The sequence below is a fragment of the Sphingomonas sp. jy18 genome (assembly GCF_056931895.1).
Genome location: NZ_JBXPBT010000003.1, coordinates 460,178 through 480,947, shown reverse-complemented (window position 1 = coordinate 480,947; position 20,770 = coordinate 460,178). Strand labels below are relative to the sequence as shown.

Below are 20,770 nucleotides of genomic sequence, written 5' to 3'. Positions count from 1 at the left end.
GGGGCGGGTTCAAACATGGGTCAATTCTCAATGGAAATTTATGCCCCTACCGGGTCACTTCTCAGCGGAAATCTACACCCCGAGAAAAGGCGGGACGATCCGGCACGATCCAAGGGCCAATTCCCTTGGATTTCTGCGGGTTTAATACACTTGCTGGGTTCTTCTGAGAAGAACAAATGGTGCCCAGAAGAGGACTCGAACCTCCACGCCCTTACGAGCGCCAGCACCTGAAGCTGGTGCGTCTACCAATTCCGCCATCTGGGCACGGGGTAGGCGGCGCGCTTAGCGGCGGGGGTGCGGGCTTGTCAACTGCGCGACTGACAGATTCTTTCCATCCGCTGCATTGCGCGGGCCTGAGCCGACAAAGCGCTTGCCGCTGGCGATGGATCGTCGCATGCGCTGCGGCGTTCACCAACCTGTCGTCTTCCACCCGACTCGCTCAACCGGCCTCGTCGCGTCCCCGCGCCGTTGCCGGTGGCTGGCCGGGCGACCCCGTTCAATCACCATTACGGAACCCACCCTTGTCCCAGTCCATCGCTCTCTCGGTCGCCGTCGACCTCGATTATCGCCTCGAGTCCCCGGCGGCCATCCTGCTGGCGATCGAGGCGCTGAGCGATGGCGAGCAGACAGTCGAGGGCGAACTGCTGACCTGCAACGGCGTGGCGCTGAAGCCAGCGGAGCCGACTGCGGACGGCATGGCGCGCTATCGCTGGATCTACGCGGAAGCCGGCGATCTCACGTTGCGCTATGCCGCCGATGTCCGCGTCTCGCGCCCGCTCGCCCCGCTAGCAGCGCTGCCGGCCACACCTTACGCGCTGCTCCCGACCGAGGTCGCCCCCTGGCTGCTCGCCAGCCGCTATTGCGATCCGGTGCGGTTCGCCCGGGTGCTTGAGGACGATGTCAACTTGCCGCGCGGGCTGGTCGCCGACGGGTCGACGATCGTCGCGATCCGTGACTGGATACGCGGCCACCTGACCTATCAGCTCTCCAGCACCACGGAGACCAGCGCGACCGACACCTATGTCGAACGGGTCGGCGTGTGCCGCGATTATGCGCACCTGATGATCGCGCTGTCGCGCGCGGCCGGCGTCCCGGCCCGGTTCGTGTCGAGCTATGCCTGGCAGCTCGACCCGCCCGATTTTCACGCAGTCGCCGAAGTCTGGCTGGACGGCGCCTGGCATCTCATCGATGCCACCGGCCTCGCGCCCGAACCGAGTCTGGTGCGCATCGTCCGCAGCCGCGATGCGGTCGACGCCAGTTTCATGACCGTGTTCGGCGCGGCAGAGATGGTGGCGCAGAGCATCACCGTCACGCAGCGGTGACTGCGGCGGTCCTCGGCAGCGAAATCAGGCCGCGGCGAACAGCGGTAGCGCGTCCTCGTCGCTGTCCCGCTCGGCCGCAAACCCGCTCAGCGTCACGCCCATCAGGCGGATGCCCAGCGGGGGCGGGATTTCGGCTGCGAGCAGTTCGCCGGCGATGCGCAGCAGCGTGGCATGGCAATCCACCGTCGCATCGATGGTGCGCGAGCGGGTGATGGTGCGAAAATCGGCGAATTTGAGCTTGAGCGTGACAGTGCGCGCGGGCCCGTCATCCTTGCCGCCGGCACGTTCCCACACCGTGTCGACGATCGTCGCCAACGCCGTTGCCAGTTCTTCGGCGCCGCTCAGATCTTCATCGAACGTACGCTCGGCACCGAGCGACTTGCGCTGCCGGTCCTCGCGCACCGGCCGGTCGTCGATGCCATGGGCCATCGCCAGCAGCCAGTCCGCGCTGGTCCTGAATTCCCTGGCCAGCACCTCACGCGGACAGGCGGCCAGCTCCGCGACCGAGCGCAGGCCCATCGCCTCCAGGCGCCCTGCGGTGACCGGGCCGACGCCGTGCAGCCGCCGCACCGACAGCGTCTGGACAAAGGCCGCCTCCTGTCCCGGCGGCACCACGGTCAGGCCGTCGGGCTTGTTCTGGTCCGACGCCAGCTTGGCCACCAGCTTGTTGGTGGAAACACCGGCGGAGGCGGTCAGCCCGGTCTCTTGGAGGATCCGCTGTCGGACATGCTCGGCCGTCCAGGTCGCGCTGCCGATGCCGCGCTTGTCATTGGTGACATCGAGATAGGCCTCGTCGAGGCTGAGCGGCTGCACCGCGTCCGCGACCTCGTGAAAGATGGCCCGTATCTGCTGGGACACGCTGCGATACACCTCGAAGCGCGGTGGCACGAAAATGAGATCGGGGCACATACGCGCCGCCGTCACCGATGGCATGGCGGAGCGTACGCCATAGCGCCGTGCCTCGTAGCTCGCCGCTGCGACCACGCCGCGCCGCCGCGATCCGCCGACCGCGACCGGCTTGCCGCGCAGCGCTGGATTGTCGCGCTGCTCGACCGATGCGAAAAAGGCATCCATGTCGACATGGATGATCTTGCGGACCGGCGGGGCAGGGGGCACAGCCATGACGGCAATGTTCCTATCATGTTCCTTGGGCCGGTTCAACGCGAAGCCTTGACGGCGGCAACCCGCCCCGCCTATCAGCGCGCGTCTTGGCGATGCGGGTATAGCATAGTGGTAATGCTCTAGCCTTCCAAGCTAGCTAGGCGGGTTCGATTCCCGCTACCCGCTCCAACTTGCCATCTATTGTTGCCATATCCTTCATCTCTCTGGCACAGGATGCGGGCGATGAGCACGCCCTTGGCAGACAGCGGCCTGTCGCCGCAGCAGCAGATCGAATTGCTCGAACGGCGGTTGCGCCGGTCGGAACAGGCGCGCCAGGCAGCCGAAGCGTTGCTGGAGACGCGCGCGCGCGAGCTTGACCGCAGCAACCGGGAATTGCGCGAGCGTGAAGAGCGTCTGCTCGAACGGCTCGAGTTCGGCAATCGGCAATTGCTCGCTGCGCAACGGACTGCGCATATCGCCACGGCCTATCGCGCCCGCAGTGACCGGACAGTCTTCTCGCCAGAGCTGCGCGAGCTGCTCGGCCTCGCACCGGCACAACCGCTCGACGCAGACAGCCTGCTCCACGCCATCCACCCACTCGACCGGGAGCGGGTCGCGCGTGAAGAGACGAAATTCTATACCGTCTTCCCGGCCGGCAGCGATCATGTCTATGAACATCGCATCATCCGCTATTCGGATCAGGCGTTGCGCTGGTTCCGCTGGACGCTGCGCCGGGAAATCGACGGCGAGGGTCATTTGCTGTCGGTGTTCGGCACGGTGCAGGATATTACCGAACGGCGGGAGGCATCGCGACGCGCGGCTGCGCTGAGGGTGCTGGCCGACCGACGTGTCCGCGCGCTCAGCCGGATGACCGAAGAGCTCAAGCTCGCCACCCATCAGGAACAGCAGGCGCTGGCCTTCCTGAGGGCGGTTATCGATACTGTGCCGCAGGGGATTGCGGTGTTCGATGAGGATTTTCGCCTCGCCGTCTGGAACAGCCCGATGGCTGCGCTGACTGAGATCGATCCGGACGCCCTGTCGGTCGGGCTGCCGTTCAACGCCTTTACCGCGCTCCACTGGCAGCATGACCCGGGCGCGAGCACCGACCGCCTGCAGCGCGACCGGCGCGGGCGGGTGGTCAAGCAGGCCTTTGTCCAGTCATTGTCGGACGGCCGCACTGTGCAGGTCGATGTCATCCCGAGGCCCGGCGGCGGCATGGTCAAGATCTACACCGACGTCAGCCAGTTCAAGGCGATCGAGGGAGATTTGCGCAGCAAGAGCCGCGAGCTGGCGGACCGCGTCGACGAGCTGACGCGCCTTTCGTCGGAATTGCAGCGCTCGAACTTCGAGGCGGAGCAGGCCAGCCGGTCCAAGTCGCAGTTTCTGGCGATGATGAGCCATGACATCCGCACACCGATGAACGGGCTGCTCGGCATGCTCGACACGCTGTCGCGCACCGCGCTCGATGCCGGCCAGCGCCGCCAGCTCGAACTTGCCCGTGCTTCGGGCCAGCAGCTCAACCTGCTGCTGGACGATGTCATCGAGATCGTCCGCGCCGAGTCCGGGAAAATCGATCTCCAGCGCGAGCCGCAGGATATCCGCCGCATCGTCACCGGCAGCCACGCCTTCTGGCAGGAGGCGAACCGCAATCCCGCCATCCGGCTGCACTGCCACGTCGATGACGCGCTGCCCGGCTTTGCGTTGCTCGATCCCACGCGGTTCCGCCAATTTCTCGACAATCTCGTGTCCAACGCGCTCAAATATACCCCGCAAGGAGAGGTGCGCATCGCCGCGCTGAAGGCCGGCAGCTATCTGCGCCTGGAAGTGATCGATTCAGGGCCGGGCATCGCCCGCGACGAGCAGAGCCGCCTGTTCGACGACTTCTCCAGGCTGACGATGAATGTCGGTGACGGCAGCAAGAGTGCAGGACTCGGCCTTGCCATCTGCAAACGGCTGGTCCGCGCCATGGACGGTCGCATCGGTGTCGACAGCGAAGTCGGCAAAGGCAGTTGCTTCTGGGTCGAGCTGCCGCTGCTGGCATGCGACCCGCCGGCATCGGCCCTCCTGCCGGACGCTGCACTGGCGCCGTCGACGACCAGCCTCTCCGAACAGCGCATCCTGGTCGCGGAAGATGGCGAGACCAATCGCGAAGTTCTGGCGATCATGCTCGAGCAGACCGGCTGCGTCTTTGTCATGGTCGAAGACGGCCAGGCGGCGGTCGAGGCGGTGCGCAACGGTGGTTTCTCGCTGGTGCTGATGGACGTCAACATGCCGCGCTTGGACGGGGCGGAGGCGACCCGCCGGATCCGGCAGCTCCCGGGGCCGCAGGCCGATGTGCCGATCATCGGCGTCACCGCGCATGTGCTGCGCGGTGAGCGGGAGGCGCTGATCGAAGCGGGCATGGACGCTGTCGTTGCCAAGCCGCTGTCGCTGCGGTCGCTGCTCGATGCGATCGACAGGGTCGAGGCCCGCCGTCACGGCCTTGACGTCGAACAGTCGGCTGAATCCGCTGTGCCGCTGCCGGTTCTCGACACGGCCGCCGTCGGCCTCCTGCTGGGCAGCCTGCCGGCGGCGCGACGGCAGCATGTGCTGTCGCTGTCGCTGCATGAGATCGAGGCGCTGGCCAAGCAGCTCGACAGCTGCGCGCGCGCCGGGGATGCCGCGGGGGTGGCGCGGGCCGCGCACAGCCTCAAAGGCGTGGCGGCCAATATCGGTGCCCAGCGGCTGGCCGAGATGATGGCCGATGCGCGCGATCTGGATCTGGACGCATTTGCCGCGGTGCTCGCCGAAACGCTGGCCGCTCTGCGGCACCAGATCTGAACCGTCGCCCCGGCGCGTCTGCGCTCAATAGGCTCCCCGCCCGGTCGCCACGGCCGGTACCGTGCGCAGCAGCAGCCACAGATCGCGGGCCAGGCCGTGATCCTCGACATAGTCGATATCCATTTCGACCTGCTGGTCGAATGGGATTTCAGCACGGCCGGACACCTGCCAGATGCAGGTGATCCCCGGCTTGACGTCGAGCCGCTGCAGCGCCCGATCCCAATAGGCGGTCACTTCCTTGGGCAGGGCAGGGCGCGGGCCGACCAGCGACATGTCTCCGGTCAGCACGTTGATGAGCTGGGGCAGCTCATCGATCGAGGTGCGCCGCAGCCAGCCGCCAACACGGGTGATGCGCGGGTCCTTGCGCATCTTGAAGCAGACGCCGTCGCGTTCCGACATCGCCTCGATCTGTTTGCGGATGCGCTCGGCATCGACGACCATGCTGCGGAACTTGATCATCCGGAACGGCTTGCCGTTCTTGCCAATGCGGGTCTGGCGGAAAAAGACCGGGCCGCGATCCTCGATGGCAATCGCCAGCGCGATGGCGAGGAACAGCGGGGCAAGCATGCACAGGCCGGCAAGGGACGCGGCGATATCGAAGGCCCGTTTGGCGCTGCCCTGCGGGGCAAGCCCGCGCTGCTCGAGCGCATGGTCCACCGCGCGTAGCAGGAAAGCCGCATTGCCCAGCAGATAGCGCCCGGCCAGCCGCCGGGGCTCCTGCGCCAGCCGCCACATCCATTCGCACCCGGCACGACGCATCCACTGCGGTGCGCGCGGAATGCGTCCCGAATAGTAGTCGAACAAGCCGCCAACGGCGAGCTGCACCGGAGCGGCAATGGTCACGCCATGATCCGCCAGCCAGCATTCCTGCAGTGGCACGCCGAAGCCGACAAACAGCATGTCGGCGCCGCTGGCATTGATCTCGGCGATCACCTCTCCGGTCTGCCGCTGCTCGAAATAGCCGTCACGGGTGCCAGCCACGCGCAGGCCCGGATAGCGCCGCTCCATTTCCGCAGCGGCGTCGGCTGCCACACCCGGTTTGCCGCCGAGCAGGAAGATGGAAACGCCGCACATCGCCGCTTCTTCGCAGATCAGCGGGAAAAGGTCGGTGCCATTCAGATTTTCGCCGAACCGGGTGCCGGCCAACGCGGCTGCGATGCGCAGGCCCGAACCGTCGGGCAGGCGATAATCGCACGCCTGCAGCGCTCGGCGATAGCTGCGGTCCTTGGCCGCGACATTGATGCCATGCGCGTTGACAAAGCTCACCTGCGTGTCGAGTCGCAGCGCGGCCCGCGCCACAAGCATCCGTGCCGTATCGACACGCGCGCCGTCGAGCAGGTCGAGACCGAACAGCCGGGTGGTCGTGCTGCGCTCGAACGGCGTGTGTGAGAGCCCGAGATGGCTGACGACCTCGTCGGCGTGCGCTTCGAAGGCGAAGTTCTGGTACATGGTGGTCCTCCGTGAACTATGCGTGACCGGCCATCGCAGCTTCCATGCCAGATCGGCGAAAGGCTGCGAGAACAGGCCTTTCGTGCACCTGCCCTGGCAAGCGACGTCATCGGGCGATGGCGCGAAATTGCAGCACGCGACGGGTTCTGTGCATTTTGCAACGCAGGTTGCGCAATCGGTTGCAAATCGAGGGTCGCTGCCGGAGCGGTGATCCTGGCAAAGTCGCGCAACGGTGCGCTCTCCGGCCGGCTGGCACGGTTCTTGGTAGTACTGCGGTGTCTCCCTGTTCGAGGATCGCCGATGTCGCCTGCCCACCGCCTCTACCGCCTGCTGCCGCCCTCCATCGTCGCGATGGTGCAGGGGCTGGCGGCTTATGGCGCGGCGGAGCTGGGCACGCGGCTGCTGCGGGTGGTGGCGATCATCGTCATCGCGCGGCACATCGCGCCGGACCAGATCGGCGTCGCCGCGCTAGCTCTCGCCCTCTTCGAATTCATTCGCGTGCTTGCCAACTGCGGGATCGGCCAGCGGATCATTGCTGCCAGCGATGAGGAACTGCCGGCCATTTGCAACCGCGCCCATCGCCTGTTCCATGGCTGGTGCGCGCTGGTGGCGATGGTCCAACTGCTCGCCGCGGCGATCATGTGGCAACTGTTCGGGCAGAGCGCGGTCGCCGCGATGCTGGCGCTGCTGAGCCTGGTCTATTTCATGATGCCGCCCGGGCTGGTGCAGGTGTTCCTGCTGATGCGCGAAGGCCGCATGGCGACGACGGCGCGCATCGCCGCGGTCCAGACCGTGACCGATCACCTGCTGTCGATGCTGCTCGCCCTGCTACTGCACAGCGCCTGGGCGATCGTGCTGCCCAAGCTGCTCACCGCTCCCATCTGGCTGCTGCAGGTCCGCCGTGCACGCGCTTGGCGCCCGGTGCCCGGCGTGGCGCCCGCTCCGGCGCAGGACTTCTTCCGCTTCGGCCTGGCCGTGCTCGGCACCGAGCTCGTCACCGTGGCACGCCAGCAGCTCGACAAGCTGGTCATCGGCGCGCTGCTCGGTACGCAGGCGCTGGGCTATTATTATTTCGCCTTCAACGCCGGCCTCGGCATCACCGGCAGCATCGTCTCGGCGATTTCCATCGTCCTGTTTCCGCAATTGTGCCGTCAGGCGGACTATGCCGCGCAGCGCCGCCTGCTCGGGCAGGCCTTGGCCCTGGCACTGGCCATTTTCCTGCCGATCATCGCTGCCCAGGTGCTGCTCGCACACATCTATGTGCCGCTGCTTTATGGGGAGCGCTGGGCCGGTATCGCGCCGCTGGTGGCGATCCTTTGTCTGGGCGGCGTGCCGGCAGTGTTTGGCGCGGTCTGCACGGCCTGGCTGCGTGCCCTTGGCCGGCCCGAGCGCGATGCGCTGCTGGCGCTCCTCGTTACCGGATCCGCGCTGCTGGCGCTGGCAGCGGGCTGCAGCTTCGGCCTTGCCGGTGCCGCCTGGGGCTATGTCGCTGCGCTGTGGTGCGTCCAGCTCCCCGTCGCCGCCCTGATCATCGCCGCGGCCATCCGTCGGCCCTCCGTTTCATCATCCAACCAGAAGGTTTTCGCATGATGCCGATCATTTCCGCTCGCCCCGTCTTTTCGGTGATCGTCCCCGTCCATGACGCAGCGGCGACCATCGGGCAGACCGTTGCGTCGATCCTCGCCCAGACCGATCCGGACTTCGAACTGATCCTGATCGACGATGGCTCGCGCGACGACAGCCTGACCATCATGCTGCGTCTCGCTGCCAGCGATCAGCGCATACGTCTGGTGTCTCAGGCAAATGCCGGCGTCTCGGCGGCACGCAACTATGGTATCAGCCTGTCACGCGCGCATCTCATCGCCTTCTGCGATGCCGACGATCTGTGGCACCCGCACAAGCTGGCGCAGCACCGCGCCTTCCATGCGCGGCATCCCGGTGTCGCGGTCAGCTATGCGCGCATCGCCTTCCTCGAAGGGGATGCCGCCAACGGGCTGCACAGCCGCACCCAGTCGACCGTTCCCGCGCAAGAGCTGGACGTCGCGGCGATCATTGCCGAAAATCCAGTCTGCACCTGCTCCAACCTCGTCGTTACCCGCTCGGTGGTCGATCGCATCGGCGGCTTTGCTGCGGGCATGCGCTATGCCGAAGACCAGGAATGGCTGGCGCGCGCAGCCCGCATGGGGGAAAGGATCGCCGGCATCGACGAACTGCTGGTCGGCTATCGGCTGTCCCCCGGCGGCCTCTCGGTCAATCTCGAGCGCATGTACGAAGGCTGGCGGGAACTGGTGGCGCTGCACGCCGCCGGACAGGATGTGTCGGCCGCCGAAGCCGTCTTCTGCCGCTATCTCGCCCGTCGCTCGCTGCGCAGCGGCAACGCCGCGTCAGAAGCGCGTCGCTACGCGCTGCGCGGCCTCTCGCTCGATCGGGGCGCCTTTCTGTCCGATCTGCGCCGCGGTGGCAGCACCCTCGTTGCCGCGCTGGCGGCTGGCGCCATCCCCTCTTCCATCCGCCAGCGCGTTTTCGCCTGAGACATCCCCCACAAAAGGACCGACCGATGCATAGCCCAGCCCTCATCTCCGTCGTGATGCCGGTGTACAATGTGGAGGCCTTTGTGGCCGAAGCGATCGGCTCCGTGCTCGCCCAGACCTACGACGCATTCGAGCTGATCATCGTCGACGACGGCGGCAGCGATGCCAGCATGGAAATCGTCCGCGGTTTTCGCGACGATCGCATCCGCATCTTCAGCCAGAGCAACCGCGGTCTTGCCGGCGCGCGCAACAGCGGCATCGCCGCCGCGCGGGGGGAGCTCATAGCTCTGCTCGACAGCGACGATCGCTGGGCACCCGACAAGCTGATGCTGCACGCGGTACACCTGCGCTCCAATCCGCACATCGGGGTCAGCTACGCAGGTTCGCAATTGATCGACGCTTCGGGTCGTCCGATCGCCGCAGCGATGCGTCCCCGGCTGGAAGGGATCGATGCGGCACACATCTTGCGCCGCAATCCGGTCGGCAATGGCTCGGCGGCAGTGCTCCGTCGCAGCGCGCTCGATGTCGCCGCGTTCGAGCATCCGGCCGAGCCCGGCCGCATCTGCTGGTTCGATGAAAGCTTCCGCCAGTCGGAAGACATCGAAATGTGGCTGCGGCTGTCGGCAAGGCACGGCGTGCGCTTCGAAGGGATCGGCGGCCTGCTGACTGACTATCGCATCATCGGCGGCGGTCTTTCCGCCAACATCGTGCGGCAGTTCGAGAGCTGGCAGCGCGTGATCGAGAAGACGCGCCGCTATGCGCCTGACCTCATCGCGCAGCACGGCGATGCCGCGGCTGCCTATCAGCTTCGCTACCTTGCCCGCCGCGCCATCCAGCTCGGCGACTATTCCTTCGCCCGTTCGCTCACCGCGCAGGCGATCCGCAGGCACCCTGCCATCTTGCTGGAAGAACCGATGAAATCTGCCGTCACGGCCTGCGCGGCCATGGCCAGCGCGCTCTTGCCGACCACACTCATGCAGGGGCTGCTGCGGCGTCGCCTCGGGGAGGCGGCGGCATGACCCGGCTGCACTGTGTCCACCTCAACGATGATTTCGCCATGGGCGGTGTCGTCAAGGGTCTTTCGATCTTCGAGCATCCGCAGGTCAGCGCGGTCGCGCAAAGCAGCGTCCGCGCCGTCGATCCGCGCGGCTCGGTCGCGCCCAGGCTCGATGCCGATGTCATCGTCACCCATTTTCCGCCGAGCTGGTCGAGCCTCAGCTTCACTCTGTCGCTCAGACTGCGCAATCCGCACGCGCGCATCGTCCATGTCGAGCATAGCTACACCCGCGCGTGGGAGGCGCTGAAGGTGCGCCGCACCGCGCGCTTCCGGCTGATGCTCCGCCTTGCCTACGCCTTGGCCGATGAAGTTGTGGCCGTATCGCAGGGGCAGGCCGACTGGCTTACCGGCATCGGCGCGGTCGCTGCATCCAAGCTGAACGTCATCAACCCGTGGAACGACACCTCGGCGCTCGCTGCGCTGCCGTTGCCGGACTTTTCGCGCGATCGCCCGCTGCGGATTGGTGCGATCGGCCGCTTCGTCGAGGCCAAGGGGTTCGATACCTTGGTGGACGCGATGCGCCGCCTGCATTCGACACGGTTCGAGCTGATCCTCGCCGGCATGGGCCCCCAGGCCGGGATGCTGCGCGCGCGCGCCGAAGGGCTGGATCACGTCAGCTTTCTCGGCCGGGTCGACGACGTCGAGCGCTTCTACGGCCAGTGTGACATCGTCGTCATGCCGTCGCGCTGGGAAGCCTTCGGCCAGGTCGCGGCAGAGGCGCGTCGCGCCGGCCGGCCGATCCTGGTCGCCGATCTCGATGGATTGATCGAGCAGGTCGGTGACGCCGGCATGACCGCCGATTGCAGCGATGCACGGCAACTGGCGGCAGCCATTTCGGCCATGGCGACAGCACCGCTGCCGGCGATGGCGGCCGCAGCGCGCCGCTCGATGGTCGATGCCGAAGCCGTCGTCACCGGCGCCTGGGTGGATATGTTTCGCCGTGCCGCACCGGCTGCGGCCAGGCCCGTCCGCAGCGGTGCAAGGGCATCGGTGGCACGGGATGCCGCCATGGCCTGACCGGTCAAAGAGGTCCCCGCCGGATGGTTGAGAATACCCGTCCCGTCCGGCACCCTGAGCGCCCCGACCAAGGACCAGTGGTCGGGGCGCTTTTTCGTGCGCGCGGATCGCGTCCGTCGTTGCGGTGGTTGCGGTCGGGCAAGGCGATGCACCGTCGTTGCTGTGCATGGTGGAGAGCGAGGGCTATCGCCCGTAGCGATCACTTTCCAAGCCATGACGCTGCCGTCGCCCGCAGAACCGCGCAAAGGTGCCTCGCCTATATCGGCGCCCCGCTAAGGCCGTGGAAAACGGAGCGGGATCGCACTTAACATCGGGGCGTAAGGAACTTGTGTGAGGCCGGGCCTTGCCCTTCACACGGCCAGGGGCAATGGCCGTGCAGCGCGCTGCTCCTCGCCAAGCTCGATGGCGCGACGGCCGGCAATGCCGATCAGCACCAGCCCCGGCCAATAGAGATAGGCAAGCATCTCCAGATTCTCGCCGAAGCTGTAGAGCAGCATCACCAGCACCATCGACAGCCCCACCCGCCCGCGCGGATCGCGGATCGCGAGGCGAGCGGTGGCGAGCAGGGCGATGCCCAGCGGCACCGCCAGCGCGATGAGTCCGGTCAGGCCCTTCACGAACAGCAGTCCGTACCAGCTATGGTGGCTGCCGATCGGCATGTATTCGACCATGTGCGGACCCTGTTCGACAATGCCGTGGCCGAACATCGGCGCCTCGGTCTCCCACCGCGTCACCGCGATCCGGCCGAGTGCGGCCCGTACGCGGCTGCTGTCGGCGCGCGCGCTCGAAAAATCGCTCGCGGCCTGGTCGGCGAAGGCAACTACGGTCGGTGCGGTCAGTCCGAACATCAGCACCGCCGGCGCGGCCACCCACCATAGCCATGCCTTGCCGAGCCGCGACACGGCAAAGCTCAGCGGCCAGATGACGGCCAGCGCCACCAGCGCCAGACGCGATTGGGACAGTAGCGCGATCAGCACCGATGCGGACAGGCCGGCGATTTTCCAGCGCATGTCTTTTTCTTCGGCCGCGCAAATGGCATGCACCAGCGCCACCAGCCCCGCGGCGGGCGACCAAGGCGCGAAGAACTGCCAGCGTGCCGAGCCCACGCCGGGCTCGATCGTGTAGAGGATTGTCGCGAAATATTCCGGTCCCGAGCCGCCTACGATCTGCAGGGGCGAGACCCAGAGCTGGCCGGGCAGGCCGAGATAGGGCGCGGCGAGGAAGATCGGGATCACGAACAGGCTTTGCCGCCCGAGCCGGCAGACGGCGCGGTACACTACCTCGGGTCGCACGTTGAGCACGGCTGCAGCGAAGGGAAACAGCGCAATCAACGCCCAACCCTTGGCCCAGCCGATCGATGATTTGATGGTCTGTGCCGCGCCCAGATCATTGGTCGCATGGCCGATGAGCAGGATCAGCTCCATCGCGCCCATGCCGATCAGCATCGACCAGACGATTTTGCCCAGCGGCAACGGTTGCCTGTCTGCGGGCAGCATCGGCGCCGCATAGAGTTTCCAGACCGCCATCGCCGCCAGCACCCAGCCCAGAGCCGGTCCGGCAATATAGAGCCCGCCGACCAGCCACAGCAGCCACGTGCTGCCGATAGTGGTGGCGATCAGCCGTTCGGCAGCAGCTTGCGCAGGATCGGTTGACGGAGCCATGCCAAGGCAAATCCCATGAAGACAAAGATCGAAGCGGCAATCGCGCCGGCGAGGGCGATCAGCAGCGACGGCGACGATGGTTTGACCGGCAGCGATGGCGCTTCGAAGGTCTGGACCAGCGGATAGGAGGCAAAGGGATCGGACTTGTTGGTGTCGAGCCGGGCCAGCGCTGACGAAAACACCGCCTCGGCCACCCGGTGATCGCGCAACAGGTCGGCGAGTTCGCTGGCCTGGCTGACAAGCTGGCCGGACCGGGCATTTTGTTCGCCGATCTGCGACCGGATTTCGGTCGCCATGGCGGCCGCACCTGCGCTCGCGCCCTCGGCACCGATCAGCGCCTCGAACATACGCTCGCGTCCGTCGCTGACCGAGACGTCGGCAAAGCCTTCCAGCGCTGCGGGGGACAGGCCGCTGATACGCCCACCGCGCTCGACGATGGCGGCACGCAGCGTGGCGCGCTCGGCTTCCAGCTCCTCGCGCGTGGCATGTGCGCGGCCGAGCGTGCCGCTCGCCTCGGTCGCTTCGGTATTGATCGTCGCATAGCGGTCGAGCAGCGAACGGAACACCGGATCCGCCTTGAGCAGCAACGCGCGGCGGACCGTGTCCGGCGTCACCTGCAGCACGCTGCCCAGCCGCGCGCGGATGGCGGCGGTCTGCGCCCGGGCGGCGCGGGCCTCGCGGTGGCGGGCACGCAAATCGTCGATCGCACCGATGCGGGTATCGAATTGCTCGAGGCTGACCAGCCCGGTCCGACCCTGAAAGTCGAGCAGCGCGCGCTGCGTCTCGCGCACCTTGCGCTCCAGCTCGGCGATGCGCTGCCGGTCCGCGCCTTCGCGCTCCGTGGCTTCGTCGGCGCGCAGTTCGGTCAGCAGGGTCAGGAATGCAGAGCGCAGCGCTTCGCCGCGCCGCCGCGCATGCGCCGGGCTGTTGCCGGTGATGCTGATCTGGATGAGGTTGGTCTGGTCGAGCAGCTTGATTGTCGGTTCGGGAAAGGCGCTCCCGTCCTCACCGATCAGCCGTGCGGCGCGCTCGCGCGTGCTGTCGGCCATCAGCAGCCGTTTGTAATTCTCGGTCGGGCTCAGCGTCGTTCCGGAAAAGGCCGACGATGTCACGGTGGTCGCCTGGCCGATATCGCTGAGATTGAGCGATCCGCCGACGCCTGATCCCGGCAGGATCAGCGACATGTCGCTGGCATAGCGCACCGGCATCAGCAGCAGATAGGCGGCGGTCAACCCCCAGATCAGCACCAGCGCGGGCGCGATGGCCAGCAGATAGCGGCGATAACGATGGACCGAGGGCAGGCCGTCGCGCACGACATGCCAGGCCCGTACTAGCCGTCGCGGTTGGGTGACCTGCAGCATTAGTTGTTCGCCTTGCTGAGGACGATGGCGGTGGTGGCAGTGCCAGCCACATTGCTGACCATGGAGATAGCGTCGCTAAGGTTCATCCAGCGGCTTTCGTAGCAGGCGAGCGAATCCCCCGGCATCAGATAGGGGTCGAGCCGATCGCGCTCGGCGCTGCGGACCAATTGCTCGACGTCGCGCTCGATCACCACCGACTCGCCGGTCATTGGGTTGCGGGAGATCAACACCGCCCGGCGTCCGGCGTTCATCGCCGATCCGCCGACGCAGTTCATCGCGACCAGCCCTTGCAGGAAGCGCGTCCCGTAAGGCAGGCTGCTGGTCTCGATGCCGACCGCCGATCCGGCATTGTTGTTGGCTGGCCGCGTCAGGTTGGACATGTAGACTCGGATACCGGGCTGGGTGACCAGCGAAGGCCGCACCAGCGCGGCGTCGAAGCATCCGGTCGACGGAACGATCAGCCGGTCGCCTGGCGCGAGCAGAATATCGCTGACGCTGGCGCCATCATGCGCTGCGCGCATGTCGAGCACGAACAGACGATCCTGGCGGACAAGGCCGATCTGCCGCAGATCCGCGTCGGGGCGGACGCCGCCCGCGGCGCGCAGCGCGTTGGCCACCGTCCGGCCATTGTTGGCATCGCCGTGGGCAAGGCCTTCTCGCTGGCCGACCCGGTCCTCGGGAGATCGCACCCCGGCGCGGATTGTGCCGGGGGCAAACACCGCGCCACTTACCGCAATGGAAACGCCGCTGCTTTCAAGCAGGCTCAACCGCACCGCATTGCGCAGCGGCTGGATAATCTCCTGCGCCACCAGCTCGGCCCGCAGGCTCTGTTCGAGCGCGGCGAGCGTCATGCCGGTTGCGCTGACCGACCCGATGCCGTTGATCTCCACCCGGCCATCGTCGCCGATCACATAGGTCCCGCTGATGCGCTCCGCATCGCCGATCACGTCCAGCCGCAACCGGTCGCCCGGCGCCAGCAGCAGTTCGGTTGCCGCCAGAGCGGTGCCAGCGGGCATGGCTGGCAGCGCCGTCGGGGCGTGCATGCAGGTCTGCGCGCTGTCGGCGGCATGCGCCTGCTGCTGGGGCATCCAGGCGGCATGGGCCAGATTGGTGGGCCGCGGCCCTGCCACGCATCCGCCGATCAGGCTGGCGCTGCAAGCGAGCAGGACGAAACGGGAAAAGCGCATTGATCAAACTCCGGTCGATGTGACCGGCAGAGATCAAGCATCGTGCCAATTCCCATTATGCTGACGATTGCACAGCTTTGGACGCGATATCTGCATTTCTGATTGCAAAACGCACAGAAAATTTGCGTTTTGCAAAGCAGTTTCGCGTATCGCTTGGCGCTGGACAGGTCGGGCCGGGCCGATTTCGCAAACTGCCATGCGTTTCGCGAATTGGCATGGCTCATGCTCGAAACGCACCTGCAACACGGCCCTGCAGCGCAGGGCACGATTGAGGGGACCCAATGTGAACGGTGTGATCTTTACCGAGCTCGTCAACTTTATGGAAAAGGAAGGGGGAGTGGTTTTTGCCGATGAAGTTCTGGTCGAAGCCGATCTGCCCAATGGCGGCGCATTTACCTCTGTCGGTTCATATCCGACGGCGCATGCCTTGAAGATGGTCGACATTGCCGCCCAAAAGACCGGCCATTCGGTAGCACAGTTGTGCGAAGCCTATGGCCGTTTCCTGTTCGGCCGCTTCAACGTGCTGTTTCCCGATATCATGAAGATGTACACCACCGTCGACGCGCTGCTCGACCATGTCGGGCCGCATATCCATGAAGAAGTGCGCGTCCTCTACCCCGGCGCGCAGCCGCCCAGTGTCGTCACAAGTCGACAAGGCGATGCCCTTGTCGTCACCTATGAATCGCATCGTCCGCTCGCCCATATCGCCTACGGGCTGATCGCCCGCAGCATCGATCATTACGGCGATACCCGTCAACTGACGTGGCAGGTCAACGCTACCGGAGACCGCGCCACCTTTACCTTGGCTCCTGCATCATGAAACGCGACGCCGCCCGCATCCTCATCGTCGAAGACTCTGTTTCCATTGCCGAAACATTTGCCGGCATATTGGAAGGCAGCGGGCATTCCATCACGATCGCCGCTTCAGGTGCTGCCGCCGACAACGCGATCCGCGCCGCCGACGCGCCGTTCGATGTCATCCTGCTCGATCTGCAACTGCCCGATGGCGACGGCCTGGAGTGGCTGGAAGCGCATGACGATCTTGCCGCCCGCAGCGCGGTGATTGTCGTTACCGCCGATGGCTCGATAAACCGCGCCATCGCGGCCATGCGGCTCGGCGCTTATGACTTTCTCGTCAAGCCGGTGGCCGCGCCGCGCCTGCTCACCACCGCGCGCAACGCGCTGGAGCGGCAGGATTTGGTGGAAAAGGCCGAGACCGTCGAGAAGTTGGTCGGGCGGGACAGCTACCTCGGCTTCATCGGCAAATCGCTGCCGATGCAGACCGTCTACCGCACCATCGACAATGTCTCCAAGAGCCGCGCGACCATCTTCATCACCGGGGAGAGCGGTACTGGCAAGGAAGTGGCCGCCGAAGCGATCCACCGCGCCGGACCGCGCGCCCGGCGCAAGTTCATCGCCATCAATTGCGGGGCGATTCCGGAAAATCTGCTCGAATCGGAATTGTTCGGCCATGTCAAAGGCTCCTTCACCGGCGCCATCTCCGATCGCCGCGGCGCCGCGCGCGATGCCGATGGCGGGACGCTGTTCCTCGATGAAATCTGCGAGATGGACCTGGCGCTTCAGGTCAAGCTGCTGCGCTTCCTGCAGACCGGCATGGTGCAGCCGGTCGGCACCAGTACCCCGGAGCCGGTCGACGTCCGCGTCATTTGCGCCACCAACCGTGACCCGGCCCGCGAGGTCGCCGAAGGGCGCTTTCGCGAGGATCTCTATTACCGGTTGGCGGTAATTCCGCTCGAATTGCCGGCGCTGCGTGACAGGCCGGGCGACGTCGGCCTGATCGCCCAGCATTTCCTCGACCGCTTTGCCGAGGAGGAAGGCCGACGCTTCGAGCCTTTGTCGCCTTCGATGCTGGCGGAACTGGAACGGCGGCGCTGGCCGGGCAATGTCCGCGAGCTGCAGAATGTGATGCGCCGTGCGGTTGTGATGAGCGCCGGGCCGCGGCTGGATATCGCAGATCTCTCAGCCGAGCTCGCGTCGACCGGTGCGCCCGGGCCCATGGCGTCGACGATCGTGACGCCCCCCGCCGCAGGGTTGCCCGTCGCGGCCGCTACCGACCCTTGGTCGTCCGGCAAGCACACGCTGGCAGAGATCGAACGGCTGGCGGTGGAAGCCGCCATCGCACGTGCGCACGGCAGCATCCCCAAGGCGGCACGCGAGCTCGATGTCAGCCCGTCGACGATCTATCGCATGGTCAGCCGCTGGGACGATCAGCGCAAGGCCGGTTGAGGCGCGGGATAGCGCGCTGCTTGGCTGACCCGTGTGCGACAAGCTTGCGACAATTTGGGCGATTGCTGACATAATGATGCGAAGGGTGCGCCCTAGTCCGGCGTTCATCGACAAGAGCCATTGTCGTCAGGAGACCGATCATCATGACCCGCAAACGCCTCATAGTATCCGCCGCGCTGCTGTCACTGGTCGCAGCCGGCGGCGTCGCGGCGCAGAGTCAGACCGCTGCCCGCCCCGCGCCCGGCGGCGCCGAGCGTATGCGCCCGGACGCCGATGGCGACGGCAACCTCTCCCGCGCCGAAGCGATGGCCGCAGCGGCTGCCCGCTTTGCCCGCATGGATGCCAATAGCGATGGCCGCATCGACGCCGCCGACCGCGAAGCCGGCCGTGAGCGCCGCCGAGATGCGATGTTCGCCCGCATGGATGCCGACGGTAACGGCGCGATCAGCCGCGCCGAGTTCGACGCCGCAGGCGAAGCGATGGAGGAGCGTCGCGAGGCGCGCCAGGAAGCACGCGCACATCGCGGCCGCGACCATCGCCGCGGGCCCGGCCAGCGTGCCTTCCGCGCCGGTCAGCGCATGGAAGCGGCTCGCATGGCCGATACCAACAATGATCGTGCCATCGACCGCGCCGAATTCTTGGCGGCTGCCGAAGCGCGCTTTGCGCGCGCCGATGCCAACGGCAATGGCATGATCTCGGCCGACGAACGCCGCGCGATGCGGCCCGGTCGGCCCGGACCGGACGGTGATGGCATGATGCCGCCGCCGCCCGCCGGCGGCGAATAACCCCCCTTCTCGGCCGGTGCAGCGTATTTCTCCTCCCCCGGCGCTGCGCCGGACTGGCCCCCGGCTGCGCCTCGCGCAGTCGGGGGTTCGTGCTATGGATGCTGCATGACTGACTCCCCCGTCCGCCTTCTGCTCGTCGACGACGAAGCCTCGATCCGCGAGCCGCTCGGCGAATATCTCGAAGGGCAGGGGTTTGCCGTCGATCTGGCGGAAAGCGCCGCAGTTGCACGCCAGCGCATTGATGCAGAGCCGTACGATCTCGTCGTCTGCGACATCATGATGCCCGGCGAAGACGGCCTCAGTCTGACCCGGCATCTGCGCGAGACGCGCAATCTGCCCGTCATCTTGCTCACCGCTCGCACCGAACAGACCGAACGGGTGATCGGCCTCGAAATCGGTGCCGACGATTATGTCGCCAAACCTTTCGATCCGCGCGAGCTGGTTGCGCGGATCCGTGCTGTGCTGCGCCGCGCGCAGGGCGGTGCCGCGACCCGTGTCGATGCACCCGAAGAAGGCGAAGTGTTTCGTTTCGGCGACTGGACCCTGTCGACGGCGACCCGCGTGCTGGTGCACAGCGACGGGCGGGAGGCAGACCTGTCGACCGGCGAGTTCCAGCTGTTGCGCGCGCTGCTGCTGCACCCACGCGTGGTGATGAGCCGTGACCGGCTGCTCGACATTGTGCGCGGGCGGGAGGCGGAAGTGTTCGACCGGTCGATCGACAATCTGGTCAGCCGGCTGCGCCGCAAGATCGAACCCTCGCCAGCCGCGCCCACCTATATCAAGACCATCTGGGGCGGCGGCTACAGCTTGTCTGCCGACGTCCGCCGGCTGCGCTGATGTTCCGCCGCCTGGCCCCTCGCAGCCTCGCCGGCCAGTTGATGCTGGTGCTAGCCTTGGCCCTGGTTCTCGCTCAGGCGATCAATCTCGGTCTGCTGGTCCGGGCTGCCGGGGCGGAGCGCCTTGCCTCCATCGCCGGCGGCGCGGCGGCGCAGATTGCCGATGCGTCGGAGCGCTTGTCTGCGGGATTGCCGCCCGGTCCGTTGCGCGCCCTCCTACCGCAGTCCGGCCAGCCCGACGGGCCCGACAGGCCAGAGCGGAGCGAGCGATTGCGCCGCGTCGTCGTTGCAGATCAACCCCGCTTCCGTCCGGGCATGCAACCGTGGCCGGAAGTTGCCGAGCGGGTCGATGAGGTGCTGCAGGAAGGCGGGGTCGAGGTACGCGCGGTGCGTGCCGCACGCATGGCTCTGCCGCTGCGCGGCGGGCAGGTGGGGCGGCGCGAGCGCGGGATGATGGTGGTGGCGGTGGCGGCGCAATTGCCGGATGGGCGCTGGATAACCGTGCGTTCGCGGGGCCCCGCCGCGCAACCTGCTATCGCCGGACTGCTGACCGTGCAAACCGTGATCCTGTTCATTCTGCTGATCGCGCCGCTGCTTTGGGTCGGTTGGCGGGTCAGTCGTCCGCTCAAGCAGCTGGCGCGTGCCGCGACCGATCTGCGGCCCGGGGCCGAGCGCGCGCCGGTGCCTGAGTCAGGCCCAGAGGATGTGCGCGAGCTGACCCGTGCCTTCAACCACATGCAACAGCGCATCAGCGCCATGCTGGCCGAAAAGGACCATATGCTGGGTGCAGTCGGGCACGATCTGCGGACCCCGCTGGCCAGTCTGCGCGTGCGCGTCGAACAGGTGGGCGATGAGGCGCTGCGCCAGCGCATGGCCGCGACCATCGCCGAAATGGCGACGATGCTCGACGATATCCTGAGCCTTGCTCGCGCTGGCCAGCCCAGCGAGCCCTCGGAGCCGACCGACCTGGCAGCGCTGGTCGATGGGCTGGTCGCCGATTACCGTGCCATGGGCCGGGCCGTAGAGCTCGCCGGGGACGGCGTCGTGCCGACCCATATGCTGCGCCCGGCCTCGCTGCGCCGTGCCGTCCGCAATCTCATCGACAATGCGCTGGCCTATGGCGGATCGGCAACGGTCGGGCTCGCGGTCGATGCCACAGGCGCGACCCGGCTCAGCGTCGCGGATCGCGGGCCCGGCATTCCGCCCGATCGCATCGCCGAAATGATGGAGCCCTTTGCCCGGGCGGAAAGCTCCCGCAACCGCAACACTGGCGGTAGTGGCCTCGGTCTCGCGCTGGCCAAGGCATTGGTGCTCGCTGAGGGAGGGCATCTGGAGCTTGCCAACCGCGAAGACGGCGGCCTCGTCGCGACCATCACATTGGGGGCTACCTGACCAC

At 66.7% G+C, this 20,770-nt stretch carries 16 protein-coding genes and 2 tRNA genes; 12 read left to right on the top strand and 6 right to left on the bottom strand.

The window, feature by feature from the left end; genetic code table 11:
- Positions 1-177: 177 nt before the first annotated feature.
- Positions 178-264 (bottom strand) — tRNA-Leu (locus AC0QC4_RS10750).
- Positions 265-521: 257 nt separating this feature from the next.
- Here AC0QC4_RS10750 and AC0QC4_RS10745 point away from each other — a divergent pair.
- Entirely contained in the window at positions 522-1,322 is an 801-nt protein-coding gene (locus AC0QC4_RS10745) for a transglutaminase-like domain-containing protein (protein ID WP_483659892.1), read from the top strand.
- A 24-nt stretch (positions 1,323-1,346) separates the two neighbouring features.
- Here the strand turns inward: AC0QC4_RS10745 and dinB are convergent, their stop codons facing one another.
- Positions 1,347-2,444 carry a DNA polymerase IV gene (gene dinB, locus AC0QC4_RS10740; protein WP_483659891.1) on the bottom strand — a complete coding sequence of 366 codons (1,098 nt, stop codon included), beginning with the start codon at positions 2,442-2,444 and terminating at the stop codon, positions 1,347-1,349.
- Positions 2,445-2,538: 94 nt separating this feature from the next.
- Here dinB and AC0QC4_RS10735 point away from each other — a divergent pair.
- A tRNA-Gly gene (locus tag AC0QC4_RS10735) sits at positions 2,539-2,612 on the top strand.
- Between the two features lie 54 nt (positions 2,613-2,666).
- Positions 2,667-5,243 (top strand): ATP-binding protein, encoded by a 2,577-nt coding sequence (locus AC0QC4_RS10730; protein ID WP_483659890.1) that lies wholly within the window; start codon positions 2,667-2,669, stop codon positions 5,241-5,243.
- Between the two features lie 24 nt (positions 5,244-5,267).
- On the opposite strand, the gene AC0QC4_RS10725 is transcribed toward AC0QC4_RS10730, so the two are convergent.
- Positions 5,268-6,692, bottom strand: a complete 1,425-nt coding sequence (locus tag AC0QC4_RS10725; RefSeq protein ID WP_483659889.1) for a WecB/TagA/CpsF family glycosyltransferase — start codon at positions 6,690-6,692, stop codon at positions 5,268-5,270.
- A gap of 300 nt (positions 6,693-6,992) precedes the next feature.
- On the opposite strand from AC0QC4_RS10725, the gene AC0QC4_RS10720 reads away from it, so the two are divergent.
- From AC0QC4_RS10720 to AC0QC4_RS10705, 4 genes are read left to right on the top strand one after another with little or no spacing between them, the layout of a single operon-like run.
- Positions 6,993-8,282 (top strand): oligosaccharide flippase family protein, encoded by a 1,290-nt coding sequence (locus AC0QC4_RS10720; RefSeq protein WP_483659888.1) that lies wholly within the window; start codon positions 6,993-6,995, stop codon positions 8,280-8,282.
- Entirely contained in the window at positions 8,279-9,223 is a 945-nt protein-coding gene (locus AC0QC4_RS10715; RefSeq protein WP_483659887.1) for a glycosyltransferase family 2 protein, read from the top strand. The genes AC0QC4_RS10720 and AC0QC4_RS10715 overlap by 4 nt, the downstream gene beginning before the upstream one ends.
- A 26-nt stretch (positions 9,224-9,249) precedes the next feature.
- Positions 9,250-10,242: a glycosyltransferase gene (locus AC0QC4_RS10710; protein WP_483659886.1), complete on the top strand. Its 993-nt coding sequence runs from the start codon at positions 9,250-9,252 to the stop codon at positions 10,240-10,242.
- Positions 10,239-11,297, top strand: a complete 1,059-nt coding sequence (locus AC0QC4_RS10705) for a glycosyltransferase (RefSeq protein WP_483659885.1) — start codon at positions 10,239-10,241, stop codon at positions 11,295-11,297. The genes AC0QC4_RS10710 and AC0QC4_RS10705 overlap by 4 nt, the downstream gene beginning before the upstream one ends.
- Before the next feature lie 350 nt (positions 11,298-11,647).
- Here the strand turns inward: AC0QC4_RS10705 and AC0QC4_RS10700 are convergent, their stop codons facing one another.
- From AC0QC4_RS10700 to AC0QC4_RS10690, 3 genes are read right to left on the bottom strand one after another with little or no spacing between them, the layout of a single operon-like run.
- Complete coding sequence (locus AC0QC4_RS10700) at positions 11,648-12,958, bottom strand: O-antigen ligase domain-containing protein (protein WP_483659884.1); 1,311 nt, start codon at positions 12,956-12,958, stop codon at positions 11,648-11,650.
- Positions 12,913-14,319, bottom strand: a complete 1,407-nt coding sequence (locus AC0QC4_RS10695) for a GumC family protein (protein ID WP_483659883.1) — start codon at positions 14,317-14,319, stop codon at positions 12,913-12,915. The genes AC0QC4_RS10700 and AC0QC4_RS10695 overlap by 46 nt, the downstream gene beginning before the upstream one ends.
- A complete protein-coding gene (locus AC0QC4_RS10690) occupies positions 14,319-15,506 on the bottom strand; it encodes a polysaccharide biosynthesis/export family protein (protein ID WP_483659882.1) in 1,188 nt (395 codons plus the stop codon). The genes AC0QC4_RS10695 and AC0QC4_RS10690 overlap by 1 nt, the downstream gene beginning before the upstream one ends.
- Before the next feature lie 283 nt (positions 15,507-15,789).
- On the opposite strand from AC0QC4_RS10690, the gene AC0QC4_RS10685 reads away from it, so the two are divergent.
- From AC0QC4_RS10685 to AC0QC4_RS10665, 5 genes are all read left to right on the top strand, one after another.
- On the top strand, positions 15,790-16,326 hold the full coding sequence (locus AC0QC4_RS10685; RefSeq protein ID WP_483659881.1) for a heme NO-binding domain-containing protein: 537 nt from the start codon (positions 15,790-15,792) through the stop codon (positions 16,324-16,326).
- A complete protein-coding gene (locus tag AC0QC4_RS10680; RefSeq protein ID WP_483659880.1) occupies positions 16,323-17,753 on the top strand; it encodes a sigma-54-dependent transcriptional regulator in 1,431 nt (476 codons plus the stop codon). The genes AC0QC4_RS10685 and AC0QC4_RS10680 overlap by 4 nt, the downstream gene beginning before the upstream one ends.
- Before the next feature lie 143 nt (positions 17,754-17,896).
- Positions 17,897-18,538: an EF-hand domain-containing protein gene (locus tag AC0QC4_RS10675; RefSeq protein WP_483659879.1), complete on the top strand. Its 642-nt coding sequence runs from the start codon at positions 17,897-17,899 to the stop codon at positions 18,536-18,538.
- A 105-nt stretch (positions 18,539-18,643) separates the two neighbouring features.
- Positions 18,644-19,375, top strand: a complete 732-nt coding sequence (locus tag AC0QC4_RS10670) for a response regulator (protein ID WP_483659878.1) — start codon at positions 18,644-18,646, stop codon at positions 19,373-19,375.
- The gene (locus AC0QC4_RS10665) at positions 19,375-20,766 is read left to right on the top strand and encodes an ATP-binding protein (RefSeq protein ID WP_483659877.1); all 1,392 of its coding nucleotides are present in this window, start codon (positions 19,375-19,377) and stop codon (positions 20,764-20,766) included. Before AC0QC4_RS10670 ends, AC0QC4_RS10665 begins: the two co-directional genes overlap by 1 nt.
- Positions 20,767-20,770: the final 4 nt, after the last annotated feature.